We start from the raw sequence: 16,112 nt of genomic DNA on the forward strand, positions 1-16,112 counted from the left end.
TAGAAAAATCCCGTTGATGACTGATCAACGGGATTTTTTGTTTTAAAGTTTATGGAACCAATAAATTCCTTCTTTCTTATCTGGTACTTTTAATGTGTATACATCGTTGATTTTAAGTAATTTATCAATCATAGTTACCTTCCCGGAACTGGGGTGAATATACTTTAGACTATACTTTCCGGACGATAATTGAACAGGAATTTCTGTTCCGGACTTGGAATAAATGATACTTCCAATATCAGATTTTACTATTCTCTTATAATCATCAGTATTGGTTTCTTCCACTTCCATGATTGCTGCATCTTTCAGGAAAGCTTTATCTGTGCACGGAATTACAGGACATGAACCGCCGGCCATGAGTACAGCCCACCCCATCGCCGGATAATTCTGTGCATAAAAGGTAACAGCTTTCTCCGGAAATTTCTGACGATATTCATAGACAGCCTTGTAGGCTTCAGTGAAAGTGATTTTTCCGACTTTCATTTTACGCATATGTTGGCGGGGAGCCATATTCTTCCCTCCTTCCGGTGCAAAGATGCCATCCGTTTTATAATGCCAGTACCGGATATCAATAATATCTACTACAGCGGCACGCTTCGGATCGGCAAGAATAGCATCCTGTACATCTTTCGTTGTGCTCAATGCTACTTTGGCTTTCTTGCCGCTTTCAGCTTCCCATTCGGCAATCACATCCAACCAAAACTGTACAAAGTGCAGCGGACCTGTAAATTCGGCACTTGTCAACTGAATGACATTTGGATTATCCGCAAAATTATTCAGGCACTGACGGATATATTGTCTGTGTAACTCGCGGCGAACCGGATGAGTGATATCATAAAACATATCTGCAACAAAAATTCGTTTGTCTCCGGCAAACGGAGCGGGTTCCGGAAATCCGGTCTGATTAATATTGTTACTACTCCTCCACGGGCAATCTACCCAGTGTGCACCTGCTTCCAGAATATTGTGCTGGAAATAGTTTTCATAGAATAGCAGCAGTCCTTCTTTGTTTCCTTTTTCTGCAAACTCTTTCAGGCGTGACCAATACCATGCATTAGGACGATTCAGATCATATTTGCTCAATCCTTCCCAAGCTGTACCTTGACCACTACGTCCGAAAGGCTGTTCGTAGAAAGGTCCCCATACATCTCCGTCACGGCGGCGGACACGTTCGTGATCATCCCGGCGACGGTCATACCAAAGTCCATAGTTCTGATCAAATACCAATATATTCTTTTGCTTCATAAAGTCGATTACGGAATCAATGCGGTCTGTCAGTCCTAACCCTTCACGTCCCGGAACGAAGCGGGTGATGGCAGGACTTGCCTTTTTCAGAAAATTGGTTTTAAGTTTTCCATTCCACCAAGGGGTAGTGTGGCTACCTCCTACCAGCAAAGCACCGTCCATCTGGATACGTCCGTCTACAATAGTCACTCCGGACTGTACCGATGTCTTCTTATTCGAAATTATTTTCTTCTCTTTGATATCATCGATTGATTTCAGTCCGGTCGTAGCTGTCGAAGAAGCAAATGCTCCTTGTTCAATCCACTGCTCCAGTGTCAGACGGGGATTATAAGCCTCTTTAGCCAATTCCATAGCAACTTCAACAGTCGGGCTACTTGTTGCACTTGTATTTCGAGGCAGGATACGGGCACGTTCTGCACATTTCTTTTGCAAACGCTCCTCTAACTGAGCATAGAAAATACTACGGGGCTGCACATGATTATTCGATTGAGCCCATTCACCGTCGCCGGAGAATTGTGCCCAGCAACCGTATGCACGGTTCATTGCATCTTTTGCCGGAGTGTAACACTCTATTTCAGCAGCAGTACATTGCCAGAACAGACTATTGGCCGTATTCCATCCAGCTCCGTTCTTATCCTGTCCCAGATTCTTGAAACTCAGATTATGGCCGTCTATATTGACCACATCAAACAACAAGCCACATGCCCATGCGTCAATTGAGCCACTGAAGTTTAATGATTCATACGAGTCACATTGCACAAAAGCATTAGGTCCGGCAGCACAATATCCGGCAGCGAAGTCATGAATGCCATGTTCAGAATAGCAACGCTGGAAGAGCGTCTGCTGCCCCAAAGTATAGAAAGTGCAGCGGCGCATTCCTCCAATTTCAGAAACAGGTTCCCGTGAGATACAATCCTCAACCGTGATTTGGGAGCCGGTACGTTGAACGATGACGGCACTTCCTGCGAAATGCTTGAAATTTACTCTGCGTACCCAGCAGTCTTCTGCATCTTCAATTGAAATTCCTGTCCAGCAGTGATCCTCATCCTTTGGATAACGTTTATCGTAGTCGGAAATCAAGGTCATGTTCTCTACACCACAATTCCGGATACGTCCGTTCCATTGATAAACGGTGACAGTAGAAGTACCATATGTAGCATTTAATGCTACTGTTAGCGGAGCATCCAGTGTTATCTGATTACCGTTTACTTCTGTCACAGTTCTGTCCCAAGAGAGATCCATATCTCCTTCTTTCCATCCCAAAGCACCGATCCCTCCTCCGAAAATATCGCATCCTAATGAAGCAATCCAATCTTTTTCGGAGGGACGGTTCACCATTACCCGATCTCCCTTTCTCAAAGAAGTACCCGAAGCGACTTCCAATGTTCTTGCATTTACGGGAACATATTTCGAGAGAACCTGTAATGTATCCAGTGTATTCAGATCATCTGTCCCTTCCATATAGATTAGGGCACCTCTGTTCACCCCCTTTTTAAGCAGTATCGTTTTCTCTTTATTCACTCCTCGCAATACGATGCCGGAGGCAGCTATACGAAGACTTTCGGATAATGAAAATTCTCCCTGATCCAATAAAACGGCTCCTCTGAAACCGGAAGCATCAGGAACCAATGAGGCGACATAGTCAATAGCACGTTGAATACGTGCTGTATTATCTCCCGCTGTCCAAGATACAAACACGGTATTGCGAACATCTGGAATATCCTGTTCGGAACTCTTGTAACCGCAGTATGAGAAATCAAGAATCCGGTTTCCCTGTTCATCATCCAGGTATGTGATCCGGTCATCCTTAACCTGCAAAGCAAAGGTTTGCGCATATCCCTGCACAAACCCTAGACTCAGTAATCCTAAAAGGATAGTTCTTAATTGCATATTCATTACAATAAACTTTGTTTTCTATTTATTCAATCCTGAAAGATCATTTACCTATACGGTTAAAACAAACTTTTCCGTTTGGATAATGTATCGTAGTTGTTCTTCAGATCTGTCCAGTCCACTTTCTTCTTCGTATCTATACCGTTGATATATTTTTCGATATTGGTATAGCCGTCTCCATTACAGTCCTTCACAGCATCAGTCGGATCATTCGGGTTCAATCCGTTGGCAATTTCCCACGCATCCGGCATACCGTCACCATCCGAATCAAGGTAGGCTTCTCCTTTATATTCAGGAAGTCCGCCTACTTGACGGATGTCGGTGATAATACCTTGCTTGTAAGAGTCTGCCGGCAAACGTCTTTTCACATAAGGAGAAACAAACTCCGGAGCATCTTTCACATAAATAGCTTTTCCTGTCCGTACAGTCTTGATGACACGTGTATCTACTGCATCCCGTTTCGGGAAAGTAGCACCTACATTATCCAATACAAAGTTGTAGGCCTTTTGGGTATCCATGATCGTTACAGGTGACATTTTGAAGGGTTCGTCCACCCTGATTTGCGGTAAGAACTTTTCAGCATCAACTTCATTGGCAAGCTGAACTCCGCCATCCCAGTTATCTTTCGTCACTTGGGCATTGCCATGAATAATGTTTCCGTTAACATAAGCTTTTCCGAAAGAGAGAGGTCTGCTCTTGTCACGCCCTGCTTCCGGTTTCAAAATACGATAAGAAATAGGTTTTCCCAGTGGAGTAATCGGCCCGGGCTTAAAGTAATTATTGATCATATTATATAAACTATTATGATCACCTCCATCTACCGAGCGATTCCACCAGTTGAAAACAACATTATTAACGAAATTGAAGTCACCGTCCATACCTACCGAACTGTTACGGCTGATGTTGGAAGCGAAAAGGTTACGGCAAAACATACTATTGTGCCCTCCGATAGTAGCACCAAAAGCATGATTATACGTATTCAATGCCTCTGAGAATACTGAATTCTGAATGGTAATATTTACAGTAGGTAATTTCAGTCCGTGCCCACTCTCATCCCGGTTGTAGACATGGCGGTAAATAGACATATTTTCATCTAATCCCCAACTTGCCGAGCAATGGTCTACTATAATGTTGCCGACTGCATTTCCTCCTACTGCATCGTCACGGAAAGCAACATCCTGTGCACCACGGCGGAAACGCATATGACGAATCACTACATCATGTGTATCGATTAGAAAAGAATTCCCGGTAATACAAATACCATCTCCCGGGGCAGTTTGACCGGCAATCGTTACATAAGGAGCACGTACACTGATCGGACTCTTCAAGTGAATGATGCCTGATACATTAAAGACAATGGTCCGGGCACCGCCGGTTTCACAGGCTTCGCGGAAGGTACCGGGACCGGAATCTTCCAAAGAAGTAACCACAATTACCTTGCCTCCACGACCGCCGGGAGTATACATCCCACCACCTTCGGCACCGGGGAAAGCCGGAATATTACTTTTTATCAAATCTTCCGGTTTGGAAGCCCAAGGTTTGTAAGGACGTCCTTTTTGTGCTTCTTCTAAAACTGTCGGCAAGGCTTTTTCCCATGCCGCGTTTGATTTTTGTTCGAACTCCGCTTCTTGTTTTGCTCCTCTTTCTTTTGCCGAGTCGGGGATTACTGGATATTGAGCTGCCACAGGTAGTACGCAGGCAACCAACATCCATGCTGATAATACTTTCTTAATCTTGTTCATTCTTTCGAATCTTAATAGGTTTTTAAAAAAGACGATTAAGAAAGAATTTTGTAATCGGTATTTCTATCCTTTCCGCCATTCGTTCATATATTCACGGGGAGTCTGATTATATTTCTTACGGAAACACTTGCTATAGTAGCCCGAATCTTTGAACCCGACAGCAAACGCCACTTCCGAAACACTCAAATCCGTATTTTTAATCAGTTCGACAGACTTATTTAACCGAATCTCCTTTACCAGGTCGACAGGTGCCAGTCCGGTAAGGCTTTTCAGTTTTTTAAAGAATGCCGAACGGCTCAAACCAATGCCGGAAGCAATCGTATCAATATTGAAATCACTGTCGTCCATGTTTTCTTCAATTACCTGATGTATCTTTTCAAGGAACTGCACATCTTTTTTTACCAAATATTGTTCGTAGCTGTCTTCTTCCGTTGTCGTCTGGTTTTCCATCTGCTGACGGATACGTTCGCGGAACAGTTTCCGTTCGCCGAGCAACTGTTCGATCCGTGCCAGCAGATATTCTTTGCTGAATGGTTTGGTTATATAGGCATTCGCCCCCAAAGTAATAGCTTTGGTCTTGGCTCCTTCATCGTTTTTGGCAGTCAGAATAATAACAGGAATATGACTGATCTGGAAATCTTTCCGGATGGATTGTAACATTTCCAGTCCGTCCATTTCCGGCATCATCTGATCAGTCACAACGATGTCCGGATGATACAGATGTACTTTCTTCAAGCCTTCCACTCCATTATTGGCTATGTAGATATTGAATTTATCTTCTAATTGCAGTTTTATCAGTTGGCAAAGGTCTTTATTATCTTCTACCAGCAGAAGAGTCGGTAGTGAAGTATCAATTTCCAATTCTTCTTCCGGTTCCTTTTCCTGGACAATTTCCATATCCTTGCCTGTGGCAGCAGGAGTACTCTGTGTATCACCGACGTAAAAGTCTACTTCAGATGGACGATAATGATCCTTGTCCAACAATAATTCTACTGTAAACACAGCCCCCTGCCCTTCCGGACTTTCGGCATGGATTAAGCCGTGATGCAGGTTTACTATTTCCTTGGAAAGTGCCAACCCAATGCCTGTACCCTGATAATAAGGATTCTTTGCATTTTCTCCTTGCGAAAAGCGTTCGAAAATCTCAGTCAGTTTACTTTGTGGAATGCCGACGCCATTATCTTCTACCCTTACATAACATGATTTCCCGTCATCTGTCAATCCGGTAGTTACATAAATACTTCCACCGGAAGGAGTAAATTTGAACGCGTTCGATATGACATTACGGATAACAATGCTCAGTTTGTCTTTATCCGCCCATACCATGATCGGTTCGTCCGGTAACTGGAAAGTGAAGCTGATTTCATTTTCCTCCGAAAGTACTCGGAATTCTTTCTGGAAAGAAGCTATCATTTCATTGAAGTCGATCAATGATACATGCAAGCGCATCTTGCCATTCTGAATCTTACGGAAATCAAGAATCTGATTGACTAGTTGTAGCATCTGATTCGTATTCTTTTCCATCAGTTCCACATATTGCAGACCTTTCGGAGACAATTCTTCCCGCTCCTTCAATTCTTGTATCGGGCCTTTTATCAGTGTCAAAGGAGTACGAAGCTCGTGAGAGATATTAGTAAAGAACTTAATTTTCACTTCCGAGACTCTCTGCTCAATATAAATGTCATTCTTCATCTTAATCATGAAGAAAGCCAGTCGCAAACCGAAATAGAGTGCGGCAATACCCAAAATGACATAGATAAGAGTTGCCCACCAACTCAGCCACCATGGTGGGAGAATGGTGATTGCCAGCGTGCACGTAGAAACGAGTTCAGGATTTGCTTCATCCATCGTTTCAACACGGAACACATAATCTCCGGGAGGTACATTTGTATAAGAGGCAATGCGGTTTTTGCCGTTATAATGCCATTCTTTCTCGTATCCTTCGAGTATGTAGCGATAAGATACCCGATTTTGGTTATAGAAATTTAATGCGGCAAATTCTATCGTGAACATAGACTGATTGTACTTCAATTGAAGCGCATCGGTGTATGTGATAGATTCTTGAATCGGGCAGTCATTCAAACTACGCAGATCGCGGTTGGATACTTTAAAGTCTACAATACGCGTATCATAGTTGGTATGTTGTGTTTCCAGTTTATCAGGAGAGAATGTCAAAATTCCCTGTCGTGAACCAAGCCACAAATCTCCATTCAATGCACGTAACGCACTGCCTTCTTCTAACTCAACATTCAGGAAACCGTCGTATTTGTCGTAGTTACGGAACTGCTCTGTTGCTTTATTAAAGCAAGACAAACCGATCTCGGTAGTAAACCATAAATTCCCGTTTTTATCTTCAACGATGGATTTGACTACGTCATTATTCATCCCTTCACGCATGCCATAAGATTTGAAGATCGGCTCATGTTTCTCTTTATCATAACGGACCAGCTTATTCAAACCGCCTCCGAACACGCTCACCCAAATTTGTGAGTCAGAGTCTTTGTATAATACATAAATATCATTGTCAGCTACATTGGAACGGTCGCTAACTTGCCGGAAGGTTTCAAACTGAATTTCTTCGGGAGTTGTAAAGTGTCCGTCAAAGGACATCAGACCATCCATCGTTCCTACCCAAATACGCCCGTCTTCACCTTCCGTCATCGTGCGGACTTCCATGTACAGACCATAAGCGGGATATTGTTTCAGTCCATTGTATTTATGCTTGAAAACAATCGCTCCGTTTTCTTTGGAAATCAGATTCAGACCTCCGCCCAACAAACCGACCCAGATACGTTCCTGACTATCCTGATAAGTGAAATACACATCATTGTTACTGATAGAATTCGGATTCTTAGGATCATTTTTATAGCGGGTAAAGCGCAGACCGTGCGGTGAGTTCATATCCGGTTCGGCTTTGACAAGCCCGTTTCCTTTGGTAGAAAACCACAGGTTCCCTCCTTTATCCTCCATAATATGATACACGGCACCTACCAGATAGTTCTTATCAGTAAAAACCTGTTTTATCTGTCCATTGCTATCCAAGCGGTACAGTGCCTGCCAACGAGTACCCACCCAGATATCCCCATTCTTAGCCTGATAAAGCGCACGTATTCCCTGATTCCATGAAGTCGCTTTTTCTGTGCCAACGGGAACAGGAGAAACTTCTGTCAGTAACTGGAATTGCTTTTTGGGAAAATTGACTTTATACACTCCGCTACTTGTAGAAGCTAACCAAAGAATCTCATCCTTATCCAACAATAGATGGAAGAAAAGCTGATCGGGAAGATCGTCGGAAAAAGGTTTCAATTGATTAATGCGGATCATTTCCAGTTTCTCTCTGTCAAAGAGCAGGATTTCTCCTCCGGGAGTGAGGAAGAACATACCTTGTTCACCGGCATCCTGTTTTTCAAAGTTACCGATAGCATTCTGGTTAGGGAAAGCAAAACGGTGATTACTTTTGTTCAAAGGATCATAATATGTCAAAGCCTGATTGCCTTCCTGAAACCATATTTTATCATACTTGTCATTGAATATCATCCCTACTTTTTTTCCTGCAATGGAGAATGGAAGTTTCGTCAACTGTTTGTAACCGATGTTGTACTCGTATGCACCGTCTACAGTAGTAATATACATTAATCCCGATTCTGTGACCAATATATTGGAAATCGACTGTTTGATATCCGGTATTTCGTAGCGGTTGACGACTCCATTTTGTGGATCGACACTATAAATATGCCCGTTCTTATCTCCCAGCCACAGAAATTTGGAATTGTACGAAGCACAAGTGAACTGATCCGGGTTGGCAGATACTTTTTTCTGAATAAAGTCGACAGGTTTATCTTTCAGAGCTTCGCCTTTCCGCAGTGAAAGAATCTGATAATCCATACCGATCCAATTGATAAACTCGGCTGTTTCGCAAAATACATTATGCTTTAGACGTAAATCGTAGACGTTGACATTGGGACGCGAATCGTGCAGTTGCTTCATGGTGATTTTACCGTTTGAATCTGTATTTGCACGCAACAGGCTCTTATCTTTGGTCAGCAGCAACACGTCTCCGTCTTCTGTTGTCTGAATTTTGATAATCTGGATGTTTTCAGAATATTCTTTTACGTCATCATACACTGCATGAAAACTCTCATGTTTCTTATCAAACAAATAGAGTTTGCGGTCAATAGTCTTGATCCACAAGAATCCATTCCTGTCTTCTACAATACGTTGAATTTTACGGGGAGGAATATCTGCGGAATAGAATCCGTCATGATTATCATAGGAACGGAATTTGGTACCATCGAAACTGCATAATCCGTACCAAGTGCCGAACCATACAAATCCATCTTGCCCTTTTAATGTACAATTGACGATATTATTGGGTAAGCCTCGTTCGGCTGTATAATGTTCTACAATCATGTTAGGGTAGGCAGAAGCACAGATTCTCGTAATCAAGAGAAAAAGAAATATCAAAAAGAAGTGTCTCTTCATTGTATATCGTATTAGTGGAAATGGATCTTGCATCAAAGATACTATTTTTCGAATAAAATTCAAATAAGCAGGTAATAAACTAGATTAGCTATTAACTAATCTAACTTGGTTAATAGCTAATCTCTGTCATTCAAGACGACCGGAGGTTCTTGAACAGACTTATTTTTCTATTCCAAATTCAGTCTGTTGCCGCTCCACTTCATCCAGCACTCTCTGCCGTTCTTCCTCTGTCAGTTGTACCTTACCTTTGGTTGTATCTTTGGATAAACCGGTTTTCGGAGTTGATGAAGATGTTTCCTGACTGGTACAGTATTTTTCATCGTAGCAAAAAGGAAGTTCTGCAGGAACGCTTTCAAATTCCAGTTCAGCAGCAGTCGGAGCCTGTGTTCCTTCAAATTGTACATGAGCTTTTACTTTAATCTTCCCGGCTTTTCGTGTAGAGCGAACCAACAGAGGAGCTGAACCAAATTCTATGGCACGGGGATTGGCACCAATCGTAGCGTCGCCAATGATTTGCCCTTCACCTTCTACCGTGAATACGATATTTTCTTTTGCCAGACGACGTACGTTGCCACTATCATCCGTTACTTCGGCAACTATCACAATGAAATCCGAACCGTCTGCTACTAGATTAACTTTTTGAGTATCCGCATAGAGGCGAAGTTTGGTAGACCGGCGGGAAGGCATTTTCTTTTGTGTGCATACTACTTTACCGTTAATGATACCTTCGGCAACCATATTAACTTTCTGCCAGTTCTTTTGTGTATAGCTATATCCGCGTGCTTCCCAGAAATCCCATACATTTTCAAAGACAACAGGAGCATTCGGCATATGCCCTTTGGCATGTACTACAGGTTGGGTCCATGATTTTGTTCCGTCATAAATAGAAAGACGGATCGAGTCGCAGTTGCTGAATATCACTACATCTTTGTCAGAAAACTGTGACATTTCGTGAGCGATGAATACCATTGGACCACATTCTGCCAACGGATGCCGAAGGCTGGCGGGTGATTGGCTACGGAACATTTCGTAAGCATATTTCTTTTGGCGGAAGGCATCGTATATCCCTCCCCAATAAGGATCAGGATGATAGCCACGCTGATGATCGAACGGATGCCATTGTGTACCACCGATAAACTGGCCGGTAGTACGGTACATCTCATCATAACTTTTAGCTAGGGAAAGTGCCTGTATCAGCAGCGGACGTTCGCCCCAACTACGGCTTGCACGGTTATTGTTGTTATGGGCGTACCAATCGTCCACATTTTCTCCAAATTCACGGGTAAAGATACATTGTTCCGGTTTATCTGCCTTTTCATCGTCTCCCGGCCAACCGTAAACGACATCGTAATGCTCCTTCACACCAGCTGAATGTACATCGGCAGCAGCCACGGGACGTCCCGGATAAGGAAATTCTTCTTTGGTTATTTCGAGCGCTTTCAAGGCAAAATCGAGTGGATAGCGGGTTTCATTCAGAATAGGTTCCCACATCAAGACAGACGGGTGATTACGGTCACGACGGATCATTTCGCGGGTATTTTGATGAACCAATTCTCCGAATTTCACATCCTTGTTCCAGTATTGCCATCCCGGAGTAGCTACGATAACGAACATTCCGAGTTCATCGCAGGCATCCATAAAGGAAGGATCTTGGGGGTAGTGTGCCACCCGAATAATAGTGCAACCGGCATCTCGCAGACGTTTAGCATCCCGCCATTGCTGAGAATTAGGCAGAGCATTGCCTACATAAGCGAAGTCCTGATGGCGGTTGGCTCCTACCAGCTGAACGAAAGGTTTTCCGTTCAGCCAAAAACCATCTTTGCCACGAAATTCCGCCAAACGGATACCGATACGTGTAATGCCTCCATCAATAGACTGATTGCCCTTTTTAATGCGCGACTGGACTTTATATAAATAAGGTGCATCCGGTGACCAAAGCTTAGGGCTTTTTACCTCTATCTGTTGCCGGATTATTTTCTTTTCTCCCGATTTCAGAGAAAGTTTGCCGGAAGTTCGTTTAATTACCTTTCCATCAGCATCTGTCAGGGTTGTTTCTACAGTAACGGTTTCGGTATGTTGATTATCATTTTGCAATTCTGTATTTACGTAGACTTGTGCACTCTTTTCGCTGATCTTGTCGAAATGAACAAATACTCCGCCTCCTGCAACGGTTTGGGAGTCAAGTGGATCGGTAATGGATACCGGCGATTTGGCTATCATCCACACATCACGGTAGATGCCGCCATGATAGGCGAAATCCAAGGTGTATTGGGGTTTACCGGGAGGAAAGGATTTGTCATTGCTATTGTCGACGAAAATGGCAAGCAGACAAGAATCTCCTGCTTGTATACCATTGGTTGTCAGATCCAAAGTAAAAGGGAGATAACCACCAACATGCTCTTGAATACGCTTTCCATTCAGGTAAAGAACTTGTTTTCCCATAGCTGCCTCAAAATGGATCAGTACCCGTTTACCTTTGGTTTCTGCAGGGAGTACGAAATGTTTGCGATACCAGGCGGGGCCTTGATAATTGCGGCATCCGCTAGCTTCGGCAGGCATCAACTCTACCGTATGAGGAGTGGAAACAATCGTCCACGAACGGTCGTCAAAGTCGACGGATTCCGCGCCATGAATGTCTCCTTTGAAAAATCTCCATCCCGGATTGAAATTATACACTTGTCGCCCGCTACCGGGAAGCTGGATGAATCCGGCAACCGATGTTTCGGGACGGTAGGTTTCTGTTGCCTGTCCTTTCTCTATCAGTGAGAATAGCAACAGAAAAGCTGATAAAATTGGAAACAGTTTTTTATTCATAATTTAATTGTTTATCTATGTTTAAAGGCACAGATTTCACGGTTTTACTTCGCGTAATCATATTCTGGAAATCGCAGCCCTGTTTTTTCTATTTCTCAATCATTATAATGATATCTTTCTTTCTACTTTCCGGTGATACTTTCAGTTCTGTCACTTTTCCATCCTTTAAGGTTGCTTCTACTGTCGTTTCACCCGGTGCATAAAGTTTGAAATGTATATCCCATTCTTTGGGCCATGCGGGGAAAAGGAGTATTTGATTACCGTTAGTCTGTAATAGCATTTCTTGAAGTCCTATCATACCGCTACCTCCCCAGTTGTGATCGGGTGTCCAGTCATATCCCGGTCCCCAAAAGGCAGGAAAGCGATGTGGCCCGTTTGAGAGTTTGGCGAGAGATAGCCTTTTGGCTTCTTCGGTCAATCCCAGACAGGCTGCCCAAATATTATCTTGTTTCCATCCGATATGAGAGCGAAAGTTAATAGCCTCCGGATCATAGAAATAAGTATTGCGGGCTAATTCCAGATTCTCTTTTCCTACTCCATAAATGCGCCAGGGAAATACGGGATACAGTTGCGGAGTCTCTATGTTGTTGATTCGTTCCCAGCTTACAGCAGGAGAAATCGTTTGTTTCAGTTCGGGAGGTGCTGTGGGATTCAAGGAATCCTTGACCTCTATGTATCGCAATGGAATTGGAGGAATTGTTTTCAGCATTTCATTTTTCTTTCCATAGTTTTCCAGTACGGTCCGCAAAGCGGCGATTGTACTGCTGGCATTGTTGGTCATCTTATACGTTTCGCAGGCAGAACCCGGAAACAGGATCAGATGTCCGTTGCCGTCCAACGCTTTCCGTCCTCGACGGGAAGCAAGCTGCCGATAATGTTCATCGAAAAATGTCAGCGAACTTTCAATTAAGGGTAAATACGGGGTAATGTCTGCATTTGCATAATTTTTGGTTTCCAGTATCATTTGGCAAAATTCAAGTATGGTATCCCACTCATACTCTAACCAAGCATTATATTCCAATCCCTTGTCAAACCATTCCGGACGTTTGAAGCCATACTCCGCAGGATTGGGCAAGCCAAAGTTTTCTATTTGTTCGCAGAAACATGCTCCGTCATGCTGCCAATACACTTGGCTACGAAGTTCTGCATTTTTTAGTATCCGGTTGTAAAAATTGAATTGGGAGGGCATCATATCGAAGTCTCCGCTTTTTAACATCGGCCAGTATACAAGTCGCTGATTCTGTGCTGTCATCGTACCTCCTCCCCATTTCCGGTAATCAGGGGTGAATGCCTGTTTATCGTCTATATGGCAAGGATCGAAGGTGAATAATCCACCGTTGAACTTGGTAGGGACACTGCCGTAGGCATTGCAGCCCAGCATATAGCGGAAAAGAGTGTAGTTTCGGGTGATTTCTTCTACATCGTTGCCATCCTTATTTTCTGCTTCTCCGATTGCTTCAATAAAGCTGCGTTGCCAGAAGGAGTTCCACCATGCGCGGGTCTGCTTTTTGTCTTGTGATACAATTTTTGATGATATCTTTCCCTGTGGGGCAATCCTTTGCAAAGTAGTTTTTAAGCCTTGTTCCCATTGATCGACCGTTTCCGTCTGGTCTGTGTGCAGAACGATGCAAAATTGTTCTTTCCGAGAAGCCTTTGAAGAGTGGAAGTTCCAAGCACGGTAATCTGTACCGGCATAGATACTGTCTGTTGTATCCGTAAATTCCAAATTATTTCCAAAAAGATAACCACCGAAAGTTAGGTCCTTTAAAGGATTCATCATTTGAGATTCCACATTTTCCATTCCTTGTTGGGCCACAGCAATGTCAAAAACGGTTTGTTCGGGATTCCGGTGATAGAATAGAAGCAAGTTTCTCTCTTCCGTCATTCCGGGTAATTCCTTTTTGGAAGATAAAGAAACAAAGTCGGCGTTGGTAACAGTTCCTTTCGGAGGTGCCCATTTGTAAGAGCATTGTTGCCCCTCTCCTTTTCTGATCATTCGTTCCTTATATCGCCAGTTCTCATAAGAGACTTTTGTTTGCAAAGGTTGTGCATTGGTTATTTCCACATGAACTACCGGATGAAAAATATCTGCCCACAACTGTATCCGTGTACCTCCTGCTGATACTTCTACGTACCCATCTTTTAGTTTTAGCTCCTGACGGAAATCTTTTGCATCTTTCAAAGGATTGGGAGACAGACGAATCCGAAAACGTCCTTGTTTCAGTTGGCAGTTGTTTTCGTCGAATGTACCGCTACGGCTTACATAAAACAGCAGATCACCTTCTTCCACCCATATATTCATGCCGATATCACCGCCACCGCAAGGCATAGATTCGGAGGAATTTCGACTAGGAGTGTTCCAAACGACATTGGCATGCTGGCTACAAAAAGCCGACACGCCAACAAATACCATTATTATAATCAGATAAAATCGATTCATATTCTATTCGTCAAATTCAGCTCATAGCTAATCTTTTTTATATTCGGGAATGTACCAATCGTCTGAACGAAAAGACCCTAACGGCAGACCGTCACAATATACATCTCCTTCCACATAATTCTCGAATCCATAACGGACAGCTACCGGATGCGGGACTTTATCACTTTTTACAAGTATCTTGCTGCGTTCAATCCATGCTTTAGCCGGATAGAATATTTTATCTTCGCCTGCTATCCGGAAGTTTTTCGATTCAAAGCAGTTCTTGCCACTGATCCACATATTTGCACGTTCGAAACTAACGACTATGGTATCGTTTTTGATTTCAATACTTTTATAATAAGGACTTTCTCCGTTCACCCCTTCCACACCATATGTCTTTGTCAGTGCAAGAAGTGCCAGACGTTCTCCGGCAATCTGTTTCTTTGCGGGATGAATCCCTTTCTCCATTCCTGCATCCAGCAGTACAGCCATGCCGCTGTTAGATACACGATGTTCCACTTGCGCCTGCGCTTCACGCAGATAGGCTGAATTTATCACTTCTTTGCCTTTTTCCGTGATGATACTATAGTCATATGGAGCTATCTGACAGTAGTAGAAAGGAAAATCGCCTTGTTTCCATTCGGCACGCCAACCGTTAATCAATGTAGTAAACATATCCGAATAGGTATGGGCACGATTCCAGTTATCTTCTCCCTGATACCAGACCACTCCTTTCATTGTCATACCGATCAGTGGATGCAACATGCCATTATATAACACAGTCGGAGTACGGTTTTTGGATTTTATATCTGCTTCCGATTGAGGTATCTTTGCATCCGGGAACGCTTTCAACCAATCGGCAGTCATCCATGCTTCGCAGGCAGAACCACCCCAAGCTGCTACTACCAGCCCTACCGGGACTTCTAAAATTTCATTGATTAATCTTCCGAAATAATAGGCTGTCGCACTAAAATCACGGACACTGACAGGAGTTGCTTCTTTCCATGAACCGACTACATCATTCTGAGGAATCATGGTGGAAGTACGTTTTACTGTAAACAGGCGGATATTACTATTTTTGCTGTGAAGAATATCCATGTTGGCATTCTCTACAGGTTGGTTTTTAAAACCTTTCATCGGCATTTCCATATTGCTCTGACCGGAGCATAGCCATAATTCGCCTATCAGAATATTATTTAGTGTTTTGAGACTTCCATCGTCAAAGGTTACAGTATAAGGGCCCCCTGCCTCGGGAGTGGGGACTGCCAGCTTCCATGCTCCGTTCTTGTCTGCTGTTGCTACATATTGCTTTCCGTCCCAGCTGGTAGTTATTGTTACATTCTTGTTGGGAGTGGCTGTTCCCCAAAGGTTAGCGTTTGTCTTTTGTTGCATTACCATACCGTCAGAGAAAATAGCAGGCAACTTTACTTCTGCACGTGTTGATAAGCATATAGCCAGCAGAAAACCGGTCAATAGAATGCTTATTTTGAATCTTGAACTTCTCATTATTATGTTGT

The 16,112-nt window shown here is 43.3% G+C and carries 6 protein-coding genes; all 6 read right to left on the bottom strand.

The genetic code is table 11. From position 1 onward, the window contains the following. Positions 1 to 42 precede the first annotated feature (42 nt). Complete coding sequence (locus K6V30_RS17135) at positions 43 to 3,141, bottom strand: DUF6298 domain-containing protein (protein WP_055271743.1); 3,099 nt, start codon at positions 3,139 to 3,141, stop codon at positions 43 to 45. Positions 3,142 to 3,197: 56 nt separating this feature from the next. Next, on the bottom strand, positions 3,198 to 4,880 hold the full coding sequence (locus tag K6V30_RS17140) for a hypothetical protein (protein ID WP_055271741.1): 1,683 nt from the start codon (positions 4,878 to 4,880) through the stop codon (positions 3,198 to 3,200). 63 nt (positions 4,881 to 4,943) lie between these two features. Beyond that, positions 4,944 to 9,362, bottom strand: a complete 4,419-nt coding sequence (locus K6V30_RS17145; RefSeq protein WP_055271739.1) for a hybrid sensor histidine kinase/response regulator transcription factor — start codon at positions 9,360 to 9,362, stop codon at positions 4,944 to 4,946. A 159-nt stretch (positions 9,363 to 9,521) separates the two neighbouring features. Beyond that, on the bottom strand, positions 9,522 to 12,176 hold the full coding sequence (locus tag K6V30_RS17150) for a glycoside hydrolase family 2 protein (RefSeq protein ID WP_055271737.1): 2,655 nt from the start codon (positions 12,174 to 12,176) through the stop codon (positions 9,522 to 9,524). 88 nt (positions 12,177 to 12,264) lie between these two features. Further along, entirely contained in the window at positions 12,265 to 14,616 is a 2,352-nt protein-coding gene (locus K6V30_RS17155) for a DUF5703 domain-containing protein (protein ID WP_055271735.1), read from the bottom strand. A 27-nt stretch (positions 14,617 to 14,643) separates the two neighbouring features. After that, entirely contained in the window at positions 14,644 to 16,101 is a 1,458-nt protein-coding gene (locus K6V30_RS17160) for a sialate O-acetylesterase (protein WP_022300939.1), read from the bottom strand. Positions 16,102 to 16,112 lie beyond the last annotated feature (11 nt).

This window comes from Bacteroides faecis (assembly GCF_020091505.1).
In the GTDB taxonomy this organism is placed as follows: Bacteria; Bacteroidota; Bacteroidia; order Bacteroidales; family Bacteroidaceae; genus Bacteroides; species Bacteroides faecis.